The sequence below is a fragment of the Acinetobacter sp. ANC_7553 genome, assembly GCF_056779895.1.
This window is the reverse complement of record NZ_JBWYIV010000017.1, coordinates 36,941-60,142: the sequence shown is the minus strand read 5'-3', so window position 1 is coordinate 60,142 and position 23,202 is coordinate 36,941. Positions and strand designations below refer to the sequence as shown.

Sequence of the window (23,202 nt, the reverse complement as noted above, 5' to 3'; positions counted from 1 at the left end):
CAATGATAATATATATCGATCAATCAACCAGTAAAAATCCACACAAGTTGTTCTTCATAATCTCTTAATGATCTTTCTAACATCTCGTCAACGCTAGAAGCTGGACTCGAAACACTTAACAACTCAGCAACCTGCTTCGTTCGTTTCCGTGTATCTCGTCGGTATGGGGTGCATTCTAGAGCATTTCGAAATCATTGCAAGTGCTTTTAACCCCATGTTTTATTGAGTGTTCTATTTTTATGCACCATTATGATTCATTAATAATCACATTTACACTTAACCCTATAATATTGAAGCAAAAATATTAATTTAATATTTCTGCTTCTTTTTTTAATCACTATTTCGCTTTTGAAGGTTTTATATTCACACTTAAAATTTTAATAGGATTTTTTGGCACATCTTGATGCATACCAAATCTACCAGTAGGCACTTTTGCAATTTTATCGACAACATCCATGCCTTTAGTTACCTGACCAAACACAGCATAACCAGGATTCATTGGCGCTTTATTTAGAAAATCATTATCCGCAATATTGATAAAAAATTGGCTTGTTGCTGAATCAGGCTGGTTTGTACGTGCCATGGCTAAAGTGCCACGGTTATTCTTTAAGCCATTATAAGACTCGTTCTTGATTGGAGGTCGATTCACTTTTTCTTTCATCGATACATCTAATCCTCCACCTTGGATCATGAACCCTGGAATAACCCGATGGAAGATTGTGCCGTTATAAAAATTAGCTTTCGCATAAGTTTCAAAGTTCTTTGCTGAAATCGGAGCTTTATCATTAAACAACTCGATTTCGATATCTCCTGCTGATGTTTTGATTTGCATATGCGTATTTGCTGCCAAAGACAAAGTACTCATCGCCGCAACAGAAACACCTAACATCATTTTTTTTAACATACGCTATCCTCTTATTGATTTTTTTATCTTATCTATTATTCATGAATCAATCGCCAGAAAAGATTCAGTTTTTTGTTAAGCATCAAAGTATTTTTATTCGATTACTCTATATAAAGAAAAAATCCTGAGTTTCGTTTGAATCTCAGGATTTGAAAGTAAGCATCTATTAACTATTTTTATCCCAAAATCTTCTAAACTCTTTACTCATTTCAATCAACAATTTTTTAGAACGCCCTGAGACTAGCGTTAGATTAATAAATCCGTGTGTTTGATCTTCAAAATCTTGATACAACACTTTAGTGCCATTTTGACGTAATTTGTGGGCGTAAATTTTGCCTTCATCATGCAATACATCATGTCCCGCTGTAACAACATAGGCTGGTGCCAATTTTTTTAGATTACCGTATGTTGGGGAGATTAGTGGATTATCCAAAGCAACTTTATGTCTTGTCGCGTAGTATTCTGTCACATAGTCAATATCGCTGTTGGTTAATACTAAACCATCTTTATACGCAAAGAATGATGGATGACGACTTTTGAAATCTACCGCAGGATATATTAAAAATTGAGCTTGAGGCGCATAACTGGCATTTAATGCACGTTGAGCAACGACAGCACTAATATTACCGCCAGCACTATCTCCTGCTACAGCAATACGATTTTTTAAGATTTTAAAGTGACGGCGATTTTGATATACCCATGCCAATGCGTCTTCACATGATTGAATCAATGATTGTGGAGAAACTTCTGGCGCTAAAGGATAATCAATACTGATCACTTGTACTTTTGCATAATTCGCAATGATTCGGCACGCTTCATCATGTGTATTCACACTTCCGACAACAAACCCACCACCATGATAAAACACAATCATTGGTAATTTTTTATTCGGAGCAGGATGATAATGTCTGGCAAATACAGTACCACTTTGTAGAGGAAGACGAATATCTTCTACATATTGAACATGAGATGATTTATGTGTGATGGATTGGATTTGATTTTCAAATTCTTTTCTTGATTTATCAATATCAGCGCCAATAAAGCCTGATTTTCCTTGTTTCAACTGTGCAGCCATCAAGCATTTTGTAAAACTATCGAGTTGAGGATAGTCATAGGGATAGCCAAGTAACTTCACTAGAGATTCTTGAACGATCTTTGGGAGTCGATCTAATGCACGTCCTGCAGAACCCTGACCATTTTCAAGTAATTGTTGTATTTTTTGATTCACGATTCCGATCCTTTTAAAAATCCGTATTCTTCATAATTTCTACACGATCAGCCATTTCATGACTATTTTGTTAACTAAGTCTACTGATCAATATACAAACTTCAATTCCATTTACGCTAATCTTACTATAGCAGTCTTGTCATTGACTATTTAATCCAACATCAGGAATTTTTTGGTTGTCCTGATTCAACATATAAAGGTGAAAGCTATGGCAATAAAAGTAATGATAATGTCATTGGCCACAGCAGTTCTTGCAGTCGGTTGTGTGGCCTTCCCTGACGATGGCCCTTATTATAATGGTAATTATGACCATCGTTATGATCGTGATTATGATCGCAACTATGACCGTCAACGTTGGGAGAGAGAACGCGCACAACGTTTACATCAACAGCGCCTTGAACAAGAAAAGCGCAAACGTGAATATGAACGTCAACGCCAACAACGTGAATTAGCAGATCGACGTAATAAAGAACGTGCTGAGCATGATCGTCGTAAACAGATTGAACAACGTCAAAAGGAAATTCTAAAACAACGTCAAGCTGAACGTAATCGTTGGAATCAAGATAATCGTAAAAAAGCGATTGAAGAACAACGTAAGCGCTTAGAACAGGACCGCAAGAAGCGAGAACAGGAACGTCAACACGATCGCCGAGATCGTTAAGCTTTCTTGGACTCAAGACAATTGATTTAAAGTTACCTCACAAACCTAACATTCACATTTGAATGTTAGGTTTTTTTAAGTGCTGTGATTCTAAAAATAGACAGTAAAGGCATCCTATTTACTCTCTATTCTCTGCTTTTTCATAAAATTTAATCCATTATAAGCAGTTTAAATGAATTAAATTTCATTGCATTTTACTCAACAACTTGAGGGGCTTCTGCACCTTCAGCTGGGACAGCTTGAATCGGTTCAGCAGACTCTACACTTGGGTCAGCTTGTACAGCCACACCATTTTGGGTATCCATTTCAGTAGTTGCCGCTTGCGCTATAGAAGCATCTGTTTGTGTGGTCGGCTGAGTCGCTTGAGCAGTTTCAGCAGATTGGTTTGAAGTACAACCTACAGTAGCAAAACCAATAGCTGCAAATGCCAGGGAAATGAGACCTAATTTTTTCATTGTTTAATTCCTTACTTGAAACATTCAAAGTCAGAGTTAACTTTGAAGGCTTATCATTCCTGACTTTTTTATTTCATGCGTCAGTTCTTGGTTCAAGTTTCGATGACTTCAGGTTGAACTTATGAAAAAAGTGTAAAGAAAATGCAATTCAACTTTTATAGTTGAATATATCTCCTAAGCCATTTATTTAATTTATTTTTTAGTGAATATGTGGTGCGATATAAGCCCTTTTTGAAGGTGACTGAATCACAGTGTGGCTACACGGTATATCGGTTGCTTAACATTGTTACTCAGATCTCGACAAGCAAAAAAAAACTCATCCAAGGAGGTTGGATGAGCTATTAAAAAGCAAAAACAAAATAAATAGAAACTACAGCGTTAGTATCTGGTTAAAGATAATACAGTTTTGATTATTTAAAAGGAAAGACTTGTTTTATCTGAATCTATATTTTTTATATATAAAATATACACTAAATCATATTTTTATAATCTTTCTTCAGCTCATCTCCTCTTCTTATTCTAGACTTTAGATTTCTCTAAATGGATCGAAAAATTTTCATTCCTTGTTGTAAAGATGAATTTAGTAGAAATAAACATCGTTTAAGCTTGAATTATTTATAGTCGCCCACATTACCTTTGTATTGATGAATTACACACGCATGGCAGTTCAGATTAACGCAGTTAACACTGATGCCAAAGGACTGTACATGTTTAAAAACCCATTTAAGCGGAGATCTTCCATGGCAAATGAGCAAAACGAACAAACTCAGGACGTTCAAACGGAACAAACTGAACAGCAAGTTGAAAATCAACAAGCTGAAGTTGAAGTTTCTGTAGAAGACCTTCAAGCGCAAATCGCAACGCTGACTGAAAACTTAAAATATGAAAAAGCAGTTGCTGCAAATGCGAAGTATGAAGCAGAAAAAACCAAAGAACGTTTAGAGCGTGAAGCGGATACTGCGAAAAAATTTGCTTTAGAGAAATTTGCAAAAGAATTATTGGATTCAGTTGACAACCTTGAACGTGCAATTGCTGCTGCAGGTGATGAAAAAACTCCTTTATCAGAAGGTGTAGAACTCACACTGAAGTCATTATTAGCAACATTAGAAAAATTTGGTGTTGTGGCAGTTGACACTGAAAATGGTTTTAATGCTGATTTGCATCAAGCAGTAGGTATTGCTCCAGATGCAAAAGCGGGTGAGATTGGTACGGTACTTCAAAAAGGTTACACCCTTTCTGGCCGTTTACTTCGTCCTGCAATGGTCATGGTAGGCCAATAAGTCAAGAAATACGGGAGTTTGTAAAAATTTTTTAAGTTTTTAACTTGAAAAATAATGAATGGCTCTCATATCGGATAACAAGTGAAAGATCACAACAAAATTTTCGAGGAACACATCAATGGCTAAAATTATTGGTATTGACTTAGGTACTACAAACTCATGTGTTGCAGTACTTGAAGGCGATAAAGTTAAAGTAATCGACAACGCTGAAGGCGCTCGTACAACTCCGTCTATTATTGCGTATAAAGATGGCGAGATCCTTGTTGGTCAATCAGCTAAACGTCAAGCGGTAACAAACCCGAAAAATACATTATTCGCGATCAAACGTTTGATCGGTCGTCGTTACGAAGATCAAGCAGTTCAAAAAGATATTGGTCTTGTACCTTACAAAATCATCAAAGCTGACAATGGCGATGCTTGGGTTGATGTAAACGACAAGAAACTAGCACCACAACAAATCTCTGCAGAAGTTCTTAAGAAAATGAAGAAAACTGCGGAAGATTACTTAGGTGAAACAGTTACTGAAGCGGTAGTTACTGTTCCTGCATACTTCAACGATGCTCAACGTCAAGCAACGAAAGATGCTGGTAAAATTGCTGGTTTAGATGTTAAACGTATCATCAACGAACCAACAGCTGCAGCGCTTGCGTTCGGTATGGACAAGAAAGAAGGCGACCGTAAAATCGCAGTTTACGACTTAGGTGGTGGTACTTTCGACGTATCAATCATTGAAATCGCTGACCTTGATGGCGACCAACAAATCGAAGTGTTGTCTACTAATGGTGACACATTCCTTGGTGGTGAAGACTTTGATAACGCGTTAATCGATTACTTGGTTGAAGAGTTTAAGAAAGAACAAAATGTGAATCTGAAAAATGATCCACTTGCGTTACAACGTTTGAAAGAAGCTGCTGAGAAAGCGAAGATTGAATTGTCTTCTTCTAATGCAACTGAAATTAACCTTCCATATATCACGGCTGATGCGACTGGTCCTAAACACTTAGTGATCAACGTAACACGTGCGAAATTAGAAGGTCTTGTTGCTGACTTAGTTGCTCGTACAATCGAGCCATGTAAGATTGCACTTAAAGATGCAGGTCTATCAACTTCTGATATCTCTGACGTGATCTTGGTTGGTGGTCAGTCTCGTATGCCACTTGTACAACAAAAAGTACAAGAGTTCTTTGGTAAAGAGCCACGTAAAGACGTGAACCCTGACGAAGCTGTGGCAATGGGTGCTGCGATCCAAGGTGCTGTACTTTCAGGTGATAAGAACGACGTTCTATTACTTGACGTAACACCGTTGACACTTGGTATTGAAACAATGGGTGGCGTGTTAACTCCAATCATCGAGAAAAACACAACAATCCCTGCGAAAAAATCACAAGTGTTCTCTACAGCTGCTGATAACCAGCCTGCAGTAGACATTTCGGTTTACCAAGGTGAACGTAAAATGGCTCAACAAAACAAATTGTTGGGTAACTTCCAATTGGGCGATATCCCACCTGCTCCACGTGGCGTGCCGCAAATTGAAGTATCGTTCGACATCAACGCTGATGGTATCTTGAAAGTATCTGCGAAAGACAAGAGCACTGGTAAAGAGCAATCAATTCAAATTAAAGCAAACTCAGGTTTGAGCGATGCTGAAATTGAAGCGATGATCAAAGATGCTGAAGCGAATGCTGAAGAAGATCGTAAGTTTGAAGAACTTGCTAAAGCACGTAACGAAGCTGATGCATTAGTTTCTTCTGCTCAAAAAGCAGTAAAAGACCTTGGCGAACAAGTAACTGCTGATGAAAAAACTGCGGTTGAAACTGCTGTTTCAGAACTTGAAGCTGCAACCAAAGAAAATGATGTTGATGCGATCAAAGCGAAAACTGAAGCACTTCAAAACATCATCATGCCGATCACTCAACGTGCTTATGAAGCTGCGCAGGGTGCTCAAGGTGGTGCGCAAGGTTTTGATCCAAATGCATTCCAAGGTGATGCTGCTGGTCAACAACAAAAAGCGGACGACGGTGTTGTAGATGCTGAGTTCACTGAAGTTAAAGATGACAAAAAATAATTTGTCACTTTAAATAAAAGACCGCGCGAAAGCGCGGTTTTTTAATTTTGGTTATTAAACTTTTGCAGAATTATTCCATTACTTATTGCTGAGGATATGAATTGAAATTCAGGGGAATTCTGCTTTGCTTCATGAATTTTTTGTTTAGAACTAAATAAATTAAAAAATGTTTTTCCAAAATTATATGTTCCTGAAAGATTAAATCCACCAAGAACTAAATCACCTGCAGCTAAACCAACTTCTAAAAGTTCTGACTTATTATGCCGAATATCACTAATTAAAGATTTCATAGAGTAATATCTAAACCTACATGAAAAAGCGTGCTCATAATCTCGAATCGCTCTTTCAAACTCTTCCAGCTCATAACATTTTGCTAAATCTCTACGTGCTAAATTCTCATGAGAACTAATCTTTTCAAATAATTTATATTTAGCAAAATGTAATCTATCTAATTCATCCAAATAATCTTCTCTAAATTTTCTTAATGTATCAATCGGAACATACGTACTTGGATAAGGTAAACATTTTGAAATTTCAACTCGAATAGAATCCTGTTCAATTAAACTTTCAGATTCAATACTATTAAATCCCTCAGCAACATTATTATAAATTATCCAATCTGCATCTTTATTTTGTCTTCTTACACTTTGACATGCTAATAATGATTCTAATGCCATTCTTTGCATTTCTGATGAATGCATTGACTGTGGGGGTGCATTAGAATAAAACTCAATGACACCATTACTTCTAAATTCTTCAATTACATCATTAGTAAAATGAAACATTGGAATTTGTGTGACTATTATATTATCCCAATAAAGCCCATAAAACATTAAATCTGCATGTGTTAAATCTTTAGCAACAAGTCCATTTTCATTCGAAACACCACCCATTCCTGAAATTATTAAACCTTTAGTAATTCTTTTCTTTTTAAATTGAATTATGTCACCCATTATAAAACTCAAAAAATTATTAATATTTTCAATATTTAATCACATAAATAAAATTATATAACTCAATATTTTATAAAAAAAGCCCAATTTTCATTGGGCTTTTTTTATTTAGAAATTATTCATTAATCTTCGAATGAACTTTCTAACTCTTCAAGTTCCATCATCAGTTCAAGCATTTTTTCTTCTGCTTGTGCTAATTTTCCTTTTAGTTCCGTTTGTTCATTCATCAATTTTAAAAGATCATCTTTCCGAGACGCATCATAAAGTGATGCATCCCCTAAAGCATCCTCAATTTGACCTAAACGTGGTTGGATTTTCGCAATCTCAGCTTCCAATTTTTCAATATTTTTACGAATTGGGCGGCTCATTTCACGGCGACGCGCAGCTTCTTTACGCTGTGCTTCTTTATCTACTTTAGAAACTACAGGCTTATCGATCACTTGAGATTTTACTGGCTCAGGTGCTTGCTGCCCTTGCTTCATCAACTCTGCACGTGCTTGACGTAACCAGTCTGCGTAAGCGACCAGATCACCTTCAAACTCACGACATTTACCGTTATGCACTAGGAGTAATTCATCACAGACACTTGCAATTAATTGGCGTTCATGTGAGACCAACACCACTGCCCCCTCAAAGTCTTGTAGTGCCATAGTTAATGCATGACGCATATCCAAGTCTAAATGGTTGGTCGGTTCATCTAAAATTAAAACATTTGGACGCTGCCAGACAATCAAAGCCAATGCTAAACGTGCACGCTCACCCCCAGAGAAGCTTTCACACGGCGTATCCATACGCTCACCAGAGAAACCAAAACTCCCTAAGAAGGCACGTAAAGTCGCTTCACTAATCTTTTTATCTGCAATACGAGATAACTGCAACATTGGACTCGCATTACCATCTAACGCATCCATTTGATGTTGGGCGAAATAACCAATATTAAGTAATTCGGATGCTTTGCGTTGACCTTGAATTAAAGGTAAATCACCCACCAATGATTTAATTAATGTGGACTTACCTGCACCATTCATTCCCAGTAAACCGATACGGCTGGTTGGCGTGATTTGTAGTTTCACATTGGTCACAATCAGTTTTTTACCATAACCAATATCAGCACTATCCAGTTGTAACAACGGAGAACTCATTTTGGTCGGTTCACGGAAGCTAAAGGTAAAAGGCGTATCGACATGCGCAGCAGAAAGCTCTTGCATTCGTTCGAGCTGTTTAATACGGCTTTGTGCCTGTTTTGCTTTGGTTGCCTTAGCTTTAAAACGATCGATATATTTTTGCAGATGTGCACGTAGCTCAAGCTGTTTCTCATAGGCTTGTTGTTGTTGAGCTAAACGTTCACTTCGAGTACGTTCAAAGGTTGAATAGTTGCCGGTATAAAGCGTTAGTTCTTGGTTTTCGATATGTAAAATATGGTCGGTAATGGCATCCAAGAAATCACGGTCATGCGAAATCAGTACCAATGTGCCTTCATATGCTTTTAACCAGTCTTCTAACCATAAAATAGCGTCTAAATCTAAATGATTCGTCGGTTCATCAAGTAAGAGTAAATCTGAACGACTCATCAAAGTACGCGCAAGATTTAAACGCATACGCCATCCACCAGAGAAACTTTTTACACTAAGTTCTGACTGATGTTCAAAGAAGCCTAGGCCAGCCATCAGTTGTGATGCTTTAGACGGCGCTGAATAGCCACTAATTTCATCAAAACGACCATATAAATTTGCCAAATCTTGATCAGACAATCCGTCAGGATGCTCAAGTTTGTGTTGGATATCCCAATACTCTTCATCACCGGATAGAACGAAATCAATCGCTTTCATATCCAGCGCTTTAATCTCTTGCGCCATATGTGCCACTGTCCAAACCGATGGTCGTGTCAATGAGCCACCATCTGATTCCATGCCCCCAAGTAATGCTGAAAACAACGTCGATTTTCCTGCACCATTGACACCTGTTAAACCAATCTTCCAACCAGGGTGAAGTTGCATAGACGCTTTTTCAAATAAAATGCGACCGCCGCGGCGAATGGTAAGTTGGTCTAACTGAATCATAGATATTCAAACAAATAAGTATTGGATGGCACATTTTAATGGATTTCAACCAGAACAACCAAAAATTAATCCATCTTTCATCTTCATTTCATTCTTGACATAAAAAAGCCATCACTTGGGATGGCTTTTTAATCATGCAAAACTTAATGATTTAGTCAGTAAAAGTTACTTTAGCAATGGCCTTTTTACCTGCTTGAACAATCACTGTTTTGTTTTCGTTAATTGAGAATGATGCATCCACCACTTCCCAATCAACTTTTACGGCTCCACGTGAAACAGCATCTTTGGCTTGCGCTGCATTTTTGGTTAAACCTGCTGCACGAACAATAGAAGCAATAAACATTTCACCACCGAATTCACCACGTGAAATCGTCACTTCTGGCGTTCCTTCAGGAAGCTCACCCTCTGTGATGATATTCCCTGCACCTTTATGTGCATTCGCAGCAGCTTCGCTTCCATGGAAACGCTCCACTAACTCGAGCGCTAAGATACGTTTAATTTCTTGAGGGTTACGACCTTCAGCCATTTCTTTCAATAAGCCTTCGATCTCTTCCATTGACTTGAAGCTCAGCAGTTCGAAATATCGCTCAATTAAGCTGTCTGGCATCGAAAGTACTTTTTGGTACATCACACCAGGTGCATCAAATACACCAATGTAGTTACCTAAAGATTTAGACATTTTGTTGACGCCATCTAAACCTTCAAGAATTGGTACAGTGATACACACTTGTGGCTCTTGATTATAACGACCTTGTAAAGTACGCCCCATCAGCAAGTTAAAGGTTTGATCTGTACCACCTAACTCAACATCTGCCTCAAGCGCGATAGAGTCATAGCCTTGCACCAATGGATACAAAAACTCGTGAATCGCAATCGGCTGTTGGTTGTTATAGCGTTTAGTAAAGTCATCACGTTCAAGCATACGTGCAACCGTTTGCTGTGAAGCCAATTGGATCAGATCAGCAGCAGTTTTTTGAGCAAACCATTCTGAGTTAAACACCACCTTAGTTTTATTTGGATCAAGAATTTTGAACACTTGTTCCTGATAGGTTTTCGCGTTTTCTAAGACTTGCTCACGTGACAATGGTGGACGAGTTGCACTTTTACCTGTTGGGTCACCAATCATCGCAGTGTAATCACCAATCAAGAAGAATACTTCATGACCTAAGTCTTGGAACACTTTAAGCTTGTTAATTAATACCGTATGACCTAAGTGTAAGTCTGGTGCTGTAGGATCAAAACCCGCCTTAATTTTCAAAGGACGATTCAATTTTAATTTCTTCAGAAGATCTTCTTCTGAAATAATTTCATGTGTGCCTCGTTGAATGAGGGCAAGTTGTTCTTCAGCAGGCAGGAAATTTGACATCACAAAACCCAAATACATCTGTTGTTCAATTTGTGCGATATACTAACACTTTTTCAGCACAATGCAGGCTTAAGAATAATCATGACCACAATCTACATTGGTGTAATGACTGGCACGAGTATGGACGGCGTCGATTTTGTAGCCGCTTCTTTTGATCCATTACAGATCCATGCAACGCTGACATTAGCCTTTGATCCAGATTTACGTGATGAACTGATGGCACTTACTTTGCCAGACGATAATGAAATTGACCGCATGGGTAAAGCTGATGTCGCTTTAGCACAGATGATCGGTCATGGAATCAATCAACTTATACAAGAAAATAATCTCGATAGAACTCAAATAAAAGCCATTGGATCTCATGGTCAAACGATTCGTCATCGTCCCGAACATGGATTTACCCTTCAAATTGGTGATCCCAACATTATTACTGAAATCACTCAAATTCCTGTGGTATCAGATTTTAGACGCCGTGATATGGCTGCTGGTGGTCAAGGTGCACCTCTAGTGCCAGCATTCCATCAAGCCTTATTTCAGCATCCGACGATACACCGTGTGATCTTAAATCTCGGTGGAATTGCCAATGTCAGTATGTTACCTGCGGGTGATCCTAAAGGCGTATATGGCTTCGATACTGGACCAGCCAATATTTTGATGGATGCTTGGTGTGAACGTTACACAGGTCAGCCTTATGATGAAAATGGCAATTGGGCTGCTTATGGTACGCCTATTCGCGCTTTGCTTGATCGTTTGCAATCACATGACTTTTTCTCGAAAGAGCCGCCAAAAAGTACCGGTCGTGAAGACTTTAACTTGGAATGGTTAGATGAACAAATTGCCGATTGGCGTAGCGATGTTGAATACGATGAACTTGAAGATACGCCTGAAAATGTTCAAGCAACGCTGATGAAACTCACGACACGTGCCATTAAAAAAGCCATTTATCGTTCCCCTATGGACACAGGTGAAGTTTATGTCTGTGGAGGTGGTGCATACAACTCACAATTATTAGAACAATTACGTTGGCGTTTACGTAAACATGAGTGGAGTGTTCAAACCACAGCAGATTTGGGATTAGCACCGACTTGGGTGGAGGCGACCGCTTTTGCGTGGTTGGCTATGCGATTTGTAAACCAACTTGCTGGTAATTTACCTGAAGTGACAGGAGCTCAAGGAGATCGAGTTTTAGGAACGATCACTGCGGTTTAAATGAAGAATCGGTGTATCCACTATCCTGAGTTGATACATCGATTAACTTAAACAGGTGCAAAATTCAATTTTGAAAGTGCCGAGTTAACAGCAAAGATCCGATATCTACATTCAGTAAAGCCATTTTCCCTTAAACGCTGAAGATGCATATTTAGATAGTCCTCTGCATCTGCTTGGCTTTCAAATAAGTAAATTCCACCTGCTTCTTTGGATACTTCATTTTCAGTCCAAATTTTCCAAATCAAGCCTTTCTCATTTGCTATTGAATCCGCGAGTGTTTTGAAACTTTCAAACATTTCATGACCCCAAGGTCCATCATAGGGAAAATCAATTTGTAGAATAATCGCCATTCAACTTTTCCTTATATACGCGCATCTTTGATTAAGTCATCAATAGCTTGTGTTAATTTTTCCAATGCCACATGACCAGAGCCTATGATTTTGACATTGTCTCCATGACGTATCGCAAAACTTGGGAACCCTTTTATGCCCCAACTTCGATTAAGCTTGAACTCTTCATAGGTCGCTGCTTGGGTCTCAGGTAATTCAAACAACGTTGAGAATACGTCAAAATCCAGCTCAAACGTTTCACATATACTTCGATAATATTCAAGCTCGTTCGGATCTTCACCATCCACATAAAATTTATATTGGATTGCTGAAAAAAATGCCAAAAGTTTTTCATCATGATGATCATGGTCTTGCCAAAGTTGTCGAGCAACGTAAACAGCACGTGCTGAAGGCTCGGTATCATAGTTAAAATGTGCTCTTTCTAACAATTTTTCAGTGAAAGGTTGTTTAGTCAGTCTCTGAATATTTTTCCATTCGGTGCGTAAAAAATTCTTGAAAGTATCGGTCCAAGCATCACCTCCACCAGGTCTTAAACCACCGCTAATCACTTGAAAGCCAACACCATGCTGAATTGCATATTCACTCGCTTGTTTAATGATATTTGAACTTCCCCAACACCATGAGCACATTGGGTCACCCACATAAATCAGGCTGAGGTCAGATGCTACATTGACCACTGCATTTTGGCCTTTTTCCAATTCGGCTACTGAACAAGTACCAGTTTCTAAATCACAATTCATTGTCATTGCTATGTCCTCAATTTGCTAAATCAGATCATTTGCTACATCGGATCAATTGACTTAACTTAGCGGTTATATAATGATGTGAATAGACAATAAAAATGAAAGGTGGTGTTCGATTTTATGAACAGCTTACCCTACTCAATCGATGACCTATATTGGTTCGTACTGATTGCAGATGCTGGAAGTTTATCCGCGGCAGCAAGACGTTATGATATTGCTAAATCCACGTTATCCAATCGACTTTCAAGACTTGAAGAATCCTTAAATATTAGATTATTAAATCGAAATACCAATTCAAGCTCACTAACTGATGCTGGGAAGATTTTCTTAAAAGAAATCTCCCCCCTATTTCATCAAATTGAATCGCTGACGAACGATCTCACACAATTAGAAATACAACCCAAAGGTCGAATTCGAATAGCTGCTTCGGGAACTTTTGGAAAATTGGTGGTATTGCCTTTAATCTCTCAATTTTTAATTGAATACCCACACATTGATATTGAAATTGATTTGAATGACAGCAAAGTTGATTTAATTTCTGGAGGATATGACTTAGCCATCAGACTTGGTGATTTAGCAGACTCTACACTCCATGCTCAAAAGGTTGGACAAGTTCGAAGAATTTTATGTGCCAGTCCGACCTATCAAATGCATTGTGGCATTCCTGAACACCCAGAGCAACTGTGTGATCATCATTTTATCTCGCATAACCGCGAGCTGTCCAAAATCACACTTTTCAAAAACGGTACGATAAAAAAATTTAAAATTTATACACATCTGATGGTGACACCATCCGAACATGGACTTGCTGCTGTAGAAGCACATTTAGGTATTGCCGCCGTTGCAGAAATCCAAGTGGCCCATCAATTAGTCAACTCAACGTTAATTCATATTTTACCTGAATGGTCTCTAATCCCTGAAGATGTCCACTTGGTTACTCCGAGCTTAAGCTATCGGACCTTAGCTTTGAGACTTTGCTTAACGTTCTTACAAAAACAAATCCCAATACAAATACACCGTTTAATCAACCCATAATATTGTCAGACAATGAACGACCTTCTTTCACCTAGAACTGACCCGTTCAGCCCTAGTTCTATCATCCAAATTTGATAAAGATATGTAAAGGAAAGAGGATATAGATCATGGAAAAACAACAACGAATCACTGAGTTTCAAAAAGGTAATCTTATTTTTGATGTAATAGATAGCGGTCCAATCGATGGCAGTCCAATTGTGCTATTACATGGTTTTCCTGAAACATCAAAAATTTGGCAGCATAGTGCCGAAATACTAAACCAACATGGTTTTCGCACCTATGCGTTAAACCAACGTGGATATAGCTTAAGGGCTCAACCGAAAAAACGCGCAGATTATGCCATTCAACATTTAGCAGATGATGTAAATGTTCTACTCGACTTAATTGGAGAGCCTTCATATATCGTAGGACACGACTGGGGCGCAGTCGTTGCTTGGGAAGTTGCTCTACGTTATCCTAATAAAATTAAACATTTGACCGCGATCTCCGTCCCTCACAAAGCAGCATTTATGCGGGCTTTTTACAGCAGTACACAACTTTTTAAATCCTATTATATGGGACTATTTCAGCTTCCATGGATACCTGAGTTGCTCTTTAATAAAACACCTCAAATTGGCGAGGCTTTATTAAAAAATTCTGGAATGACAGTTGAACAATTAAATGACTTTAAACAAGAAATGATTATAGAAAAACGGCTCAGCCCATCACTCAATTGGTATCGAGGTTTACCTTTTAGCTCTAATAAAACGCTATTCAATAAAGTCAAAGTTCCCACTTTATTTATTTGGGGCAAAGATGACGTTGCAATTGATGCTAAAGGGGTTCAGTTCAATCAAAATTATGTTGAAGGTCCATATACGGAAATTCATTTAGAGGCGAATCATTGGATTCCAGTTCAAAATTATCATGAGCTGACTGATTTAATTCTGAAAGAACAGCAAAAATTATCATAAAAAAAGCCCGCTTAGCGGGCTTTTTTTGCTGCATATTAAATTGAGAATGAAGATCCACAACCACATGTCGTTGTCGCATTAGGATTTTGCACGATAAAGCGAGATCCTTCCAAACCTTCGACATAATCAACAACTGAACCAACGAGATATTGATAACTCAGTGAGTCAACAAGCATCTTCACATCACCATTCACAAATTCAGCATCGTCTTCATTTTGAGATTCAGCAAAATTGAATCCGTAAGAAAAACCAGAGCAACCACCACCTGTCACATATACACGTAACATCAAATCTTGATTTCCTTCGCTCTCACGAAGTTGACGAACTTTATTCGCAGCATTGTCAGTCAGCTCAAGTGCTTGGGCAGTCATGATGGATTCCTCAAAAAATTAAATAGGCTTTGAAATTAAAAGACCATATATCAAGTATAACATACTCAATATATGGTCATAACTCGAACTTTAAAGTTTATTCAAAGTAAATTTATCGGATTTAAATGTAACGTCCTATGAACTTATTTGTAGTTCTCATCCTGCAAGCTACATTCAAAGTTTGTCGGTTCATTCTTACAACGGAACTGCCAAAGTAGTTTCATCATTTGTTTGTTGTAAACACCTTGTTTAGTAAGTGCAATACGAGATTCACGCATCAATTTTTGGTAACCAGGTTTATCTCCAGCTGGAACATTCATCCAATATTTAGCCGGAATATCCGCTTTCATTTTGCCTAAAATTTGATTCGCACGTGGTAACTGTGTTTTCACCCAATCACGCGATTTCTGTCCGAAACCTTCAGGGAATTTATCATGACGAATGATGATATTACCGGTCACTTGAAGAATTGGATAATTCACAATTGCACCTTTCGTTCCTAGCCCTTTATGAAGTTCTAAAGGACGGAATACCGCTGCTGGTGCACCAATAATATCAACTTGGCCATTATTGAATTTACTACCAAAATTAGTGACATCAGAACTCACTGCTTGCGCACCAATTTGCTGTACCATAATTTTTTGTGCCTGATCATAATCAAGTACGGCGATCTTTTTACCCGCAGCTTTAGCAACCGTATTAATACTACGATCACGCACCATTAAATAAGCATCGCCAACAGGAATCACACCTGCAACTTCATAGTTGCCATTTTTCATATGTTTTGCAAAGGTTGGACTTGCTAAACCTTGCATGACTTTAACAGCTAAATTGAGATTAGTAATCGCACCAATGGCATCTAAAGAGCCAGTGAAATTATTAAACTGACGACCGCGCATCCCTGTGATACTTACACCGTCACATTTACCTGCTTTGAAATCTTCAGCAATTACGCCTTCATTTTGTCCGACTTTAAGCTCAATATCAGCTCCCCACTGCTTAGCAGCAAGTTGATAATCTTTCATTAACGCATAGACATCGCCGTTTTTCCCGACGAGATCAAACACGCAGACGACTTGCTTTGCTTGTGAAGCCGTTGCAGCAGTCATTAAACCTGCTGATAGCAATAATGTTTTGGTTAAATTCATTTTATTGTTTCCTATTCCTTCTTTCTTATATTCTCGAATATCCCATATCAAACACCTTAAACTTCAGTGTCAGTGTGTTGAACTAAAATGAGATTACACGATCCAATTGTGTAGATACTGATCCTGAGATGCTGTATGTATATGGTTTTTAGATACAGATCATTTAAATAGTACTTATTGTGATTAAAGCATACTTTTTTCTTATAAATGTGCATTGGCAAAAATGACATAAAATGAATAAAAAAATCCTAGACCAGGTCTAGGATTTTTTCTTTAGAAATCAGAATTATTCACCACCAAGTGAACATTCGAAGTTGGATTTATCGACAGAGCAACGTGCTTTCTTAAGAACAGACATCATCTCTTTGTCATAAATACCTTGTTTAGTGAGATCCATACGACCATCACGAAGTAGTTTTTGATATTTCAGCTTTTCTTCAGCTGAGAATTGCATTTTGTACTTAGCAGGAATTTCACTCTCTAAACGCTTGATCATTGCGTAGCTTTTCGGCAAGTTTTTAACAAACCAATCACGTGATTTTTGACCAAACCCTTCAGGGAATTTTTCAGGCTTCATCACAAAGTTTGCTGTAATGTGTACTACAGGGAAATCAAACATTGCCCCTGTATTGCCTAAACCTTTATAAATTTCAAGAGGCTTATAGGCATATGCTGGTGCACCCACCATATCCACTTGACCATTATTGAACTTCGCAACAAAGTTCGAAACATCAGATCCGACTGCTTGAGCACCGACACGTTGCACCATAATTTTTTGTGCTGGGTCATAGCTTAATACTGCGAATTTCTTACCAGCGGCTTTTTCAATAGAATCAATTTTTTTATCACGCACGAAAATATATGCCGCGCCTAGTGGTGCAATACCAGCAACTTCATATTTTTTCCCACCGAGATTTGTGACCATCTTTGCAGCATTACGTTTGTCTAAAGCAAAAGTAATCGCACGTTGTGCAATTGCATTTGATGGTGCGCCACCTAAAGAGTCAATCGAACCCACAAACTTGTTATATTGACGAGAACGCATCGCTGTTAAGAAAACAGCATCACACTTACCTGCTTTAAAATCATTATCGGCTACAGCCTCATCTTGACGTGGAATCAGATTGATATCTGCCCCCCAACCCTTTGCTGCCAATGCCCATTCCTGAGCCATTTGGAACGATTCACCAGACTTACCGAGTAAATCAAATACACACACATCAACCTTTGCTTGAGCAGTTGAAACCATACCCATGGTTGAAGCCGCCAATAAAGCCAGAGTTGTTTTTTTCATTCTTAGTTCCTTTTAAGCATTTAAATGGATTCTTTTCCATGACAAAAATTTTAATCACTCTCTATTTAAAAAAATAGAGCTATTGCTCTATTTTTTATTATTCAATTATAAGTTGTTGAATTTTATAATTTTAATTATTTATTAATTTCGTAAACGCTTATTTAATTATCTTTATATTTCATATAATAAATAAAATATGTGACTTCAAGCACATCATTTTATTGAAATTAATTCCAAAAAAATGACTTAAGATTTTAGATTGATACAAAAAAAGCACTCCTAAGAGTGCTTTTTTTAACTTATAGCATTAAGCATCAATATCTGCATTCAATGCATTCTCTTCAATAAATGCACGACGTGGTTCAACATCATCACCCATGAGACAAGAGAACATGCGATCTGCTTCAATTGCATCATCAATCGTCACTTGAAGCATATTACGATTTTCAGGATCCATCGTGGTCTCCCAAAGCTGCTCTGCATTCATCTCGCCCAAGCCTTTATAGCGTTGGATCATCATGCCACGGCGTGAATCTGCCAATACTTGTTGCCATACTTGATGGAAGTTAGCAACATTGACTTTACGCTCACCTTTTTGCAAATAAGCCCCGTCTTCAAGTAACGTAAACCAACTCTTTGAGTTTTGAAGTAAACGTTTATATTCACCTGAACCCAATAAACCAGCATCTAATAAATAGTGATGAGGAAGGTTGTGTACATACACTGTTAAACGTGGCCAATAATGTGTTTCACGTGAACCATCTGCGAGTTCTTTTTCGAATGCTTCGAGCGTGAATTCAGGTCTTAAGCTTGGCTGTTGTGTTTCAATTGCTTGACGCAATTGCTCAGCCCAAGACGTCACATAAGCTTCATCTTGATTTTGATCTAATTTAAATGCATCTAAACCAAGTAAAGCATCTAACAAAGTTGCAGGATAACGAATCGTTAATCGCTGTAAGCTTTTTTGTGATGTCTGATAATCAGCAATGACTTTTGCAAGCGCTTCACCACGAATCGCAGGTGCGTCAGCACTGATATGTAATGCCAACTCATCAATTGCATTCGAAATTAAATATGTTTCAAGCGCATCATTATCTTTAATATACTGCTCTTGCTTACCTTTCTTTAATTTATAAAGTGGTGGCTGAGCAATATAAATATGACCACGTTCCACTAATTCCGGCATTTGACGGAAGAAGAACGTTAATAACAGCGTACGAATATGTGAACCATCCACGTCCGCATCGGTCATAATAATAATTTTGTGGTAACGTAATTTGTCTGGATTATATTCTTCACGACCGATACCACAACCTAATGCTGTAATCAGTGTTCCGACTTCAGCAGAAGAAATCATCTTGTCAAAACGAGCACGTTCCACGTTTAAGATTTTACCTTTGAGCGGTAAAATCGCTTGCATTTTACGGTTACGACCTTGTTTCGCTGAACCACCTGCTGAATCACCCTCGACAAGATATAGTTCAGATAAAGCTGGATCTTTTTCTTGGCAGTCCGCCAATTTACCTGGAAGACCTGCTATATCAAGCGCACTCTTACGGCGAGTCATTTCACGTGCTTTACGCGCCGCATCGCGTGCACGTGCGGCATCAATAATTTTACCCGCAATTGATTTAGCTGCAGCTGGATTTTCAAGAAGATACTCTGAAAAAGCTTTATTCATTGCTTGTTCAACAGCAGGTTTTACTTCACTCGATACCAATTTTTCTTTGGTTTGAGAAGAGAATTTTGGATCAGGAACTTTCACTGAAACAATTGCTGTTAAACCTTCACGTGCATCATCACCAGAAACTGCAACCTTCTCTTTTTTGAGTAAGTTTTCGTTTTCCATGTAGTTATTAAGGCCACGAGTTAAAGCAGCTCGGAAACCAGCTAAGTGAGTACCACCATCTTTTTGAGGAATGTTATTGGTAAAGCAACGTACGTTTTCTTGGTACGTATCATTCCATTGCAATGCAACTTCAACACCAATGCCATTATCAGCTTGCGTGGTAAAGTGAAAAATATCGTTAAGATGCGTTTTTCCTTCGTTAATGTATTTAACGAATTCTGATAAACCACCCTCATAATCAAATACATGTTCTAAACCAACACGTTCGTCACGTAGAACAATTCGGACGCCCGCATTTAAAAATGACAGTTCACGTAAACGACGAGCTAAAATATCGACATTGAAAATGGTCTGACTGAATGTTTCAGCACTTGGATAAAAACGTACACGAGTACCTGAACGATCTGTATCGCCCACCACCTTTAAAGGGTATTGAGGGTCACCATGGCGGTATTCTTGTTCATGAATTTTACCAGCACGATGAATTGTGAGTTCCAGTTTACTAGACAAAGCGTTTACAACTGAAACACCTACACCGTGTAAGCCACCAGAAACCTTATAGCTGTTGTCATCAAACTTACCACCCGCATGAAGAATCGTTAAGATGACTTCAGCAGCAGATACACCTTCTTCAGGGTGAATATCTGTGGGAATACCACGACCGTTATCTGCGACAGAAACAGATTCGTCTTCGTGAATGGTAACCAGAATTTCATCACAGTGACCAGCAAGGGCTTCATCAATCGAGTTGTCCACCACTTCAAACACCATATGGTGTAAACCAGTACCATCATCCGTATCACCAATATACATGCCTGGACGCTTACGTACTGCGTCTAAACCACGTAATACCTTGATGCTAGAGGAATCATAAGCCTTTTCAATGGTTTGTTCTGTTTGAGAAGCAGCTTGATCTTCTGAACTCATGGTTACTCCCTAGTGAAAAAAAGGTCTATCCAAAGATGGAGAAAACTTCAAAAAATTATTGCACAACAACTTGAACAGAACCGTTTTCAACATTGAATAATTGATAGGAAATAGACAAATCATGTAAATGCTTTTGTACAGATTCATGGTCTAAAGTGGTAATGAAAACTTGACTACCAAGTTGGCTCAATCGCTCAATTAAACGTTGTTGTGCGGTTATATCTAATTCTGCTGTCACATCATCTAATAATACCACAGTTTCCTTATTAGACGCATGCAACATTGCGATCTGTGACAATTTTAAAGCCATGATTAATAATTTTTTTTGCCCCCGTGACAGTACGGCATCTGCATCTCCTGTTGGGGTTTTTAACTTTAAATCTGCCCGGTGTGGACCATATTCTGTATAGCGTCTTTCGCAGTCTTTTTGATGATACAAAATCAAGTCTTCAGCCAAGCCATGTTCCACATGAAAGCCTGCTGCATACTCCATATGGATCTCGATATCTGGTAATAGTGTTTTAAGATCTTGCTGAAAAAATATCTGCCACTGTTCAACAATGGACTGACGTTGTAAATGTAATATTTCACCGTACTCACTAAGCATTTTGTTCCATGCTTCTAAATCTTGCAGCGTCAGATTACGTTTTGATTTTAATAAGCTGTTTCGTTGTTTTAAAGCTCTAGAATAAAATTGCCATGCATAGTAAAAATCTGGTTCCACGTGAAACATTAACCAATCTAGCAATTGTCGTCTTGGTTTAGCTCCGTGATCAATAATATCTGTACTCAGAGGGTCAATAAGCTGTAATGGTAAAATTTTGGCTAGCTGTCCTTGCGTGGCAATACTATCCCCATTCACTTTAATATTTTGCTCACCTGTAATGAGCTTTTGCATACCAATCTTTTCAGTAGCAGACTGTGCAAATACAATCGCATCCTGCATTTGATTTTGAATGTAATGTTTAGGAATATGTGTACGAAAAGATCGACCAGTGGCTAATAAGTGAATTGCTTCTAATATAGACGTTTTTCCTGAACCATTTTGTCCATAAAAAACATTAAACGGTTGCAACTCTTGGAGTGCAACCGCTTTTAAATTTCTCACACGCTGGATATTTAAACGCGTAATGAACATGACCAGATTAAACTAAATCAAAAACAACATTAAACACGCATCGGCATGACGACATAGGTTTGATCTTGATGTGCTGGATCTTGAACCAATACAGATTGGTTTGCCTCAGTCATCGTCATTAATACATCATCACCATCCAGCACATTCAATACATCCAAAATGTATTGTGCGTTGAATGACATTTCCATAGGTGCATTATTGTATTGAATCGCAAGATCTTCAACTGCCTCATCTTGCTCTGGATTATTGGCACGAAGTTGTAGTGAATCTGGATTGAAGTTTAAAAATACTCCACGTAATTTTTCATTACTCAGGATAGCAACTCGCTGTAATGATTGTTTGAAAATATCATGTGCAATCGTAACTGTTTTATCACCGCCACGAGGAATAACACGTCGATAATCAGGGAATTTACCATCAATTAATTTTGTAGTAATACGAACAGTAATATCACCCTGCTCTTTATCACGGCTTGGAATTGTCAAAGTAACATTCAGGAGCTCACGACCAATTAACAGCGAGAGTTGATTATCTTCGATACTCAATAGACGCTGTAATTCACCGACCGCTTTACGAGGCACAATTGCTTGCACTAACTGCGAAGCATTTGAACTTGCCAATGTTTCACAAAGAGCAAGACGATGTCCATCTGTCGTCACTGCACGAAGCTGATTTTCATCAATTTCAAGTAAAGTACCTGTAAGATAAAAACGGACATCCTGAACAGCCATCGCAAAAGAGGTTTTTTCAAATAAACGTTTTAGTTCACGTTCAGTGACCTGAACTTGAGTCCCTTGACTATTTTCAGTCGTTAATAAAGGGTAATCCTCAGCAGATAATGTTCCTAATACAAAGCGGCTATTACCAGATTTCAAAATACAACGCTGGTCTTCTGTGATTTGTAAATCAATCAGTGCTGCTGTCGGTAAAGATTTACAGATATCCATCAATTTACGTGCGGGTACTGTGGTTTGACCTGCTTGTAAACATGCTCCCTCTAAAAGCGTTGTACTCGCAACAAGTTCAACTTCAAGATCGGAACCTGTAATCGTCAGTGCATCTTGAGTAACCTGAACTTTGACGTTTGAAAGAATATTTAACGTATGGCGACGTTCTACAGCACCTACAACATGAGACAAAACATTGAGTAAGCTTTCTTTCGCGATCTTCAAACGCACGATGGATTTCCTCTAAAAACAGTATATCGACGACA

20 protein-coding genes are annotated in these 23,202 nt (G+C 38.3%); 6 read left to right on the top strand and 14 right to left on the bottom strand.

Features of this window, described 5'->3' with window-relative positions; all coding sequences use genetic code 11:
• Positions 1 to 337: 337 nt before the first annotated feature.
• A complete protein-coding gene (locus tag AC1M9I_RS12985) occupies positions 338 to 904 on the bottom strand; it encodes a peptidylprolyl isomerase (protein ID WP_481595162.1) in 567 nt (188 codons plus the stop codon).
• 166 nt (positions 905 to 1,070) lie between these two features.
• Entirely contained in the window at positions 1,071 to 2,141 is a 1,071-nt protein-coding gene (locus tag AC1M9I_RS12980) for an alpha/beta hydrolase (protein WP_092768668.1), read from the bottom strand.
• A gap of 199 nt (positions 2,142 to 2,340) precedes the next feature.
• Here AC1M9I_RS12980 and AC1M9I_RS12975 point away from each other — a divergent pair, with 199 nt between their 5' ends.
• Positions 2,341 to 2,793, top strand: a complete 453-nt coding sequence (locus AC1M9I_RS12975) for a cell envelope integrity TolA family protein (protein ID WP_092768671.1) — start codon at positions 2,341 to 2,343, stop codon at positions 2,791 to 2,793.
• A 194-nt stretch (positions 2,794 to 2,987) separates the two neighbouring features.
• On the opposite strand, the gene AC1M9I_RS12970 is transcribed toward AC1M9I_RS12975, so the two are convergent.
• A complete protein-coding gene (locus AC1M9I_RS12970) occupies positions 2,988 to 3,248 on the bottom strand; it encodes a molybdenum ABC transporter substrate-binding protein (RefSeq protein ID WP_180029016.1) in 261 nt (86 codons plus the stop codon).
• A gap of 707 nt (positions 3,249 to 3,955) precedes the next feature.
• Here AC1M9I_RS12970 and grpE point away from each other — a divergent pair.
• Positions 3,956 to 4,528, top strand: a complete 573-nt coding sequence (grpE, locus tag AC1M9I_RS12965; RefSeq protein WP_257219952.1) for a nucleotide exchange factor GrpE — start codon at positions 3,956 to 3,958, stop codon at positions 4,526 to 4,528.
• 118 nt (positions 4,529 to 4,646) lie between these two features.
• Positions 4,647 to 6,593: a molecular chaperone DnaK gene (gene dnaK, locus AC1M9I_RS12960; protein ID WP_481592405.1), complete on the top strand. Its 1,947-nt coding sequence runs from the start codon at positions 4,647 to 4,649 to the stop codon at positions 6,591 to 6,593.
• A 41-nt stretch (positions 6,594 to 6,634) separates the two neighbouring features.
• Here dnaK and AC1M9I_RS12955 read toward each other — a convergent pair whose 3' ends face one another.
• From AC1M9I_RS12955 to tyrS, 3 genes are all read right to left on the bottom strand, one after another.
• Entirely contained in the window at positions 6,635 to 7,546 is a 912-nt protein-coding gene (locus AC1M9I_RS12955) for a DUF6236 family protein (RefSeq protein WP_481590919.1), read from the bottom strand.
• Positions 7,547 to 7,668: 122 nt separating this feature from the next.
• Positions 7,669 to 9,606 (bottom strand): ATP-binding cassette domain-containing protein, encoded by a 1,938-nt coding sequence (locus AC1M9I_RS12950; RefSeq protein ID WP_481595161.1) that lies wholly within the window; start codon positions 9,604 to 9,606, stop codon positions 7,669 to 7,671.
• 151 nt (positions 9,607 to 9,757) lie between these two features.
• Entirely contained in the window at positions 9,758 to 10,990 is a 1,233-nt protein-coding gene (gene tyrS / locus AC1M9I_RS12945; RefSeq protein ID WP_481595160.1) for a tyrosine--tRNA ligase, read from the bottom strand.
• Between the two features lie 63 nt (positions 10,991 to 11,053).
• On the opposite strand from tyrS, the gene AC1M9I_RS12940 reads away from it, so the two are divergent.
• A complete protein-coding gene (locus tag AC1M9I_RS12940; protein WP_035269457.1) occupies positions 11,054 to 12,181 on the top strand; it encodes an anhydro-N-acetylmuramic acid kinase in 1,128 nt (375 codons plus the stop codon).
• Between the two features lie 47 nt (positions 12,182 to 12,228).
• Here the strand turns inward: AC1M9I_RS12940 and AC1M9I_RS12935 are convergent, their stop codons facing one another.
• Positions 12,229 to 12,531, bottom strand: a complete 303-nt coding sequence (locus AC1M9I_RS12935; protein WP_481595159.1) for a monooxygenase — start codon at positions 12,529 to 12,531, stop codon at positions 12,229 to 12,231.
• Between the two features lie 11 nt (positions 12,532 to 12,542).
• Positions 12,543 to 13,277 carry a DsbA family protein gene (locus tag AC1M9I_RS12930; RefSeq protein WP_481595158.1) on the bottom strand — a complete coding sequence of 245 codons (735 nt, stop codon included), beginning with the start codon at positions 13,275 to 13,277 and terminating at the stop codon, positions 12,543 to 12,545.
• A 117-nt stretch (positions 13,278 to 13,394) separates the two neighbouring features.
• On the opposite strand from AC1M9I_RS12930, the gene AC1M9I_RS12925 reads away from it, so the two are divergent.
• Complete coding sequence (locus tag AC1M9I_RS12925; protein WP_481595157.1) at positions 13,395 to 14,309, top strand: LysR family transcriptional regulator; 915 nt, start codon at positions 13,395 to 13,397, stop codon at positions 14,307 to 14,309.
• A 107-nt stretch (positions 14,310 to 14,416) separates the two neighbouring features.
• Positions 14,417 to 15,262, top strand: coding sequence for an alpha/beta fold hydrolase (locus AC1M9I_RS12920; RefSeq protein ID WP_092768699.1), 846 nt, complete (start codon positions 14,417 to 14,419; stop codon positions 15,260 to 15,262).
• 35 nt (positions 15,263 to 15,297) lie between these two features.
• Here AC1M9I_RS12920 and erpA read toward each other — a convergent pair whose 3' ends face one another.
• The 6 genes from erpA to dnaN form a co-directional block, all read right to left on the bottom strand.
• Complete coding sequence (gene erpA / locus AC1M9I_RS12915) at positions 15,298 to 15,633, bottom strand: iron-sulfur cluster insertion protein ErpA (protein ID WP_035268624.1); 336 nt, start codon at positions 15,631 to 15,633, stop codon at positions 15,298 to 15,300.
• Between the two features lie 143 nt (positions 15,634 to 15,776).
• The gene (locus AC1M9I_RS12910) at positions 15,777 to 16,781 is read right to left on the bottom strand and encodes a putative solute-binding protein (protein ID WP_035268621.1); all 1,005 of its coding nucleotides are present in this window, start codon (positions 16,779 to 16,781) and stop codon (positions 15,777 to 15,779) included.
• A 286-nt stretch (positions 16,782 to 17,067) separates the two neighbouring features.
• Positions 17,068 to 18,075 (bottom strand): putative solute-binding protein, encoded by a 1,008-nt coding sequence (locus AC1M9I_RS12905; protein WP_092768702.1) that lies wholly within the window; start codon positions 18,073 to 18,075, stop codon positions 17,068 to 17,070.
• A gap of 307 nt (positions 18,076 to 18,382) precedes the next feature.
• Positions 18,383 to 20,851 (bottom strand): DNA topoisomerase (ATP-hydrolyzing) subunit B, encoded by a 2,469-nt coding sequence (gene gyrB / locus AC1M9I_RS12900; RefSeq protein ID WP_035268615.1) that lies wholly within the window; start codon positions 20,849 to 20,851, stop codon positions 18,383 to 18,385.
• 55 nt (positions 20,852 to 20,906) lie between these two features.
• Positions 20,907 to 21,989 (bottom strand): DNA replication/repair protein RecF, encoded by a 1,083-nt coding sequence (gene recF, locus AC1M9I_RS12895; protein ID WP_481589591.1) that lies wholly within the window; start codon positions 21,987 to 21,989, stop codon positions 20,907 to 20,909.
• A 29-nt stretch (positions 21,990 to 22,018) separates the two neighbouring features.
• Positions 22,019 to 23,167 (bottom strand): DNA polymerase III subunit beta, encoded by a 1,149-nt coding sequence (gene dnaN, locus AC1M9I_RS12890; protein ID WP_180028822.1) that lies wholly within the window; start codon positions 23,165 to 23,167, stop codon positions 22,019 to 22,021.
• Positions 23,168 to 23,202 lie beyond the last annotated feature (35 nt).

Excerpts from the sequence above, each read along its gene's own strand:
- AC1M9I_RS12930 (WP_481595158.1), bottom strand. The coding sequence starts at position 13,277 with ATGACAATGAATTGTGATTTAGAAACTGGTACTTGTTCAGTAGCCGAA.
- AC1M9I_RS12975 (WP_092768671.1), top strand. The coding sequence starts at position 2,341 with ATGGCAATAAAAGTAATGATAATGTCATTGGCCACAGCAGTTCTTGCA.
- erpA (WP_035268624.1), bottom strand. The coding sequence starts at position 15,633 with ATGACTGCCCAAGCACTTGAGCTGACTGACAATGCTGCGAATAAAGTT.
- AC1M9I_RS12950 (WP_481595161.1), bottom strand. The coding sequence starts at position 9,606 with ATGATTCAGTTAGACCAACTTACCATTCGCCGCGGCGGTCGCATTTTA.
- dnaK (WP_481592405.1), top strand. The coding sequence starts at position 4,647 with ATGGCTAAAATTATTGGTATTGACTTAGGTACTACAAACTCATGTGTT.
- tyrS (WP_481595160.1), bottom strand. The coding sequence starts at position 10,990 with ATGTATTTGGGTTTTGTGATGTCAAATTTCCTGCCTGCTGAAGAACAA.
- AC1M9I_RS12935 (WP_481595159.1), bottom strand. The coding sequence starts at position 12,531 with ATGGCGATTATTCTACAAATTGATTTTCCCTATGATGGACCTTGGGGT.
- AC1M9I_RS12955 (WP_481590919.1), bottom strand. The coding sequence starts at position 7,546 with ATGGGTGACATAATTCAATTTAAAAAGAAAAGAATTACTAAAGGTTTA.
- grpE (WP_257219952.1), top strand. The coding sequence starts at position 3,956 with ATGTTTAAAAACCCATTTAAGCGGAGATCTTCCATGGCAAATGAGCAA.
- AC1M9I_RS12920 (WP_092768699.1), top strand. The coding sequence starts at position 14,417 with ATGGAAAAACAACAACGAATCACTGAGTTTCAAAAAGGTAATCTTATT.
- AC1M9I_RS12910 (WP_035268621.1), bottom strand. The coding sequence starts at position 16,781 with ATGAATTTAACCAAAACATTATTGCTATCAGCAGGTTTAATGACTGCT.
- AC1M9I_RS12905 (WP_092768702.1), bottom strand. The coding sequence starts at position 18,075 with ATGAAAAAAACAACTCTGGCTTTATTGGCGGCTTCAACCATGGGTATG.
- AC1M9I_RS12925 (WP_481595157.1), top strand. The coding sequence starts at position 13,395 with ATGAACAGCTTACCCTACTCAATCGATGACCTATATTGGTTCGTACTG.
- AC1M9I_RS12970 (WP_180029016.1), bottom strand. The coding sequence starts at position 3,248 with ATGAAAAAATTAGGTCTCATTTCCCTGGCATTTGCAGCTATTGGTTTT.
- recF (WP_481589591.1), bottom strand. The coding sequence starts at position 21,989 with ATGTTCATTACGCGTTTAAATATCCAGCGTGTGAGAAATTTAAAAGCG.
- AC1M9I_RS12985 (WP_481595162.1), bottom strand. The coding sequence starts at position 904 with ATGTTAAAAAAAATGATGTTAGGTGTTTCTGTTGCGGCGATGAGTACT.
- AC1M9I_RS12940 (WP_035269457.1), top strand. The coding sequence starts at position 11,054 with ATGACCACAATCTACATTGGTGTAATGACTGGCACGAGTATGGACGGC.
- gyrB (WP_035268615.1), bottom strand. The coding sequence starts at position 20,851 with ATGAGTTCAGAAGATCAAGCTGCTTCTCAAACAGAACAAACCATTGAA.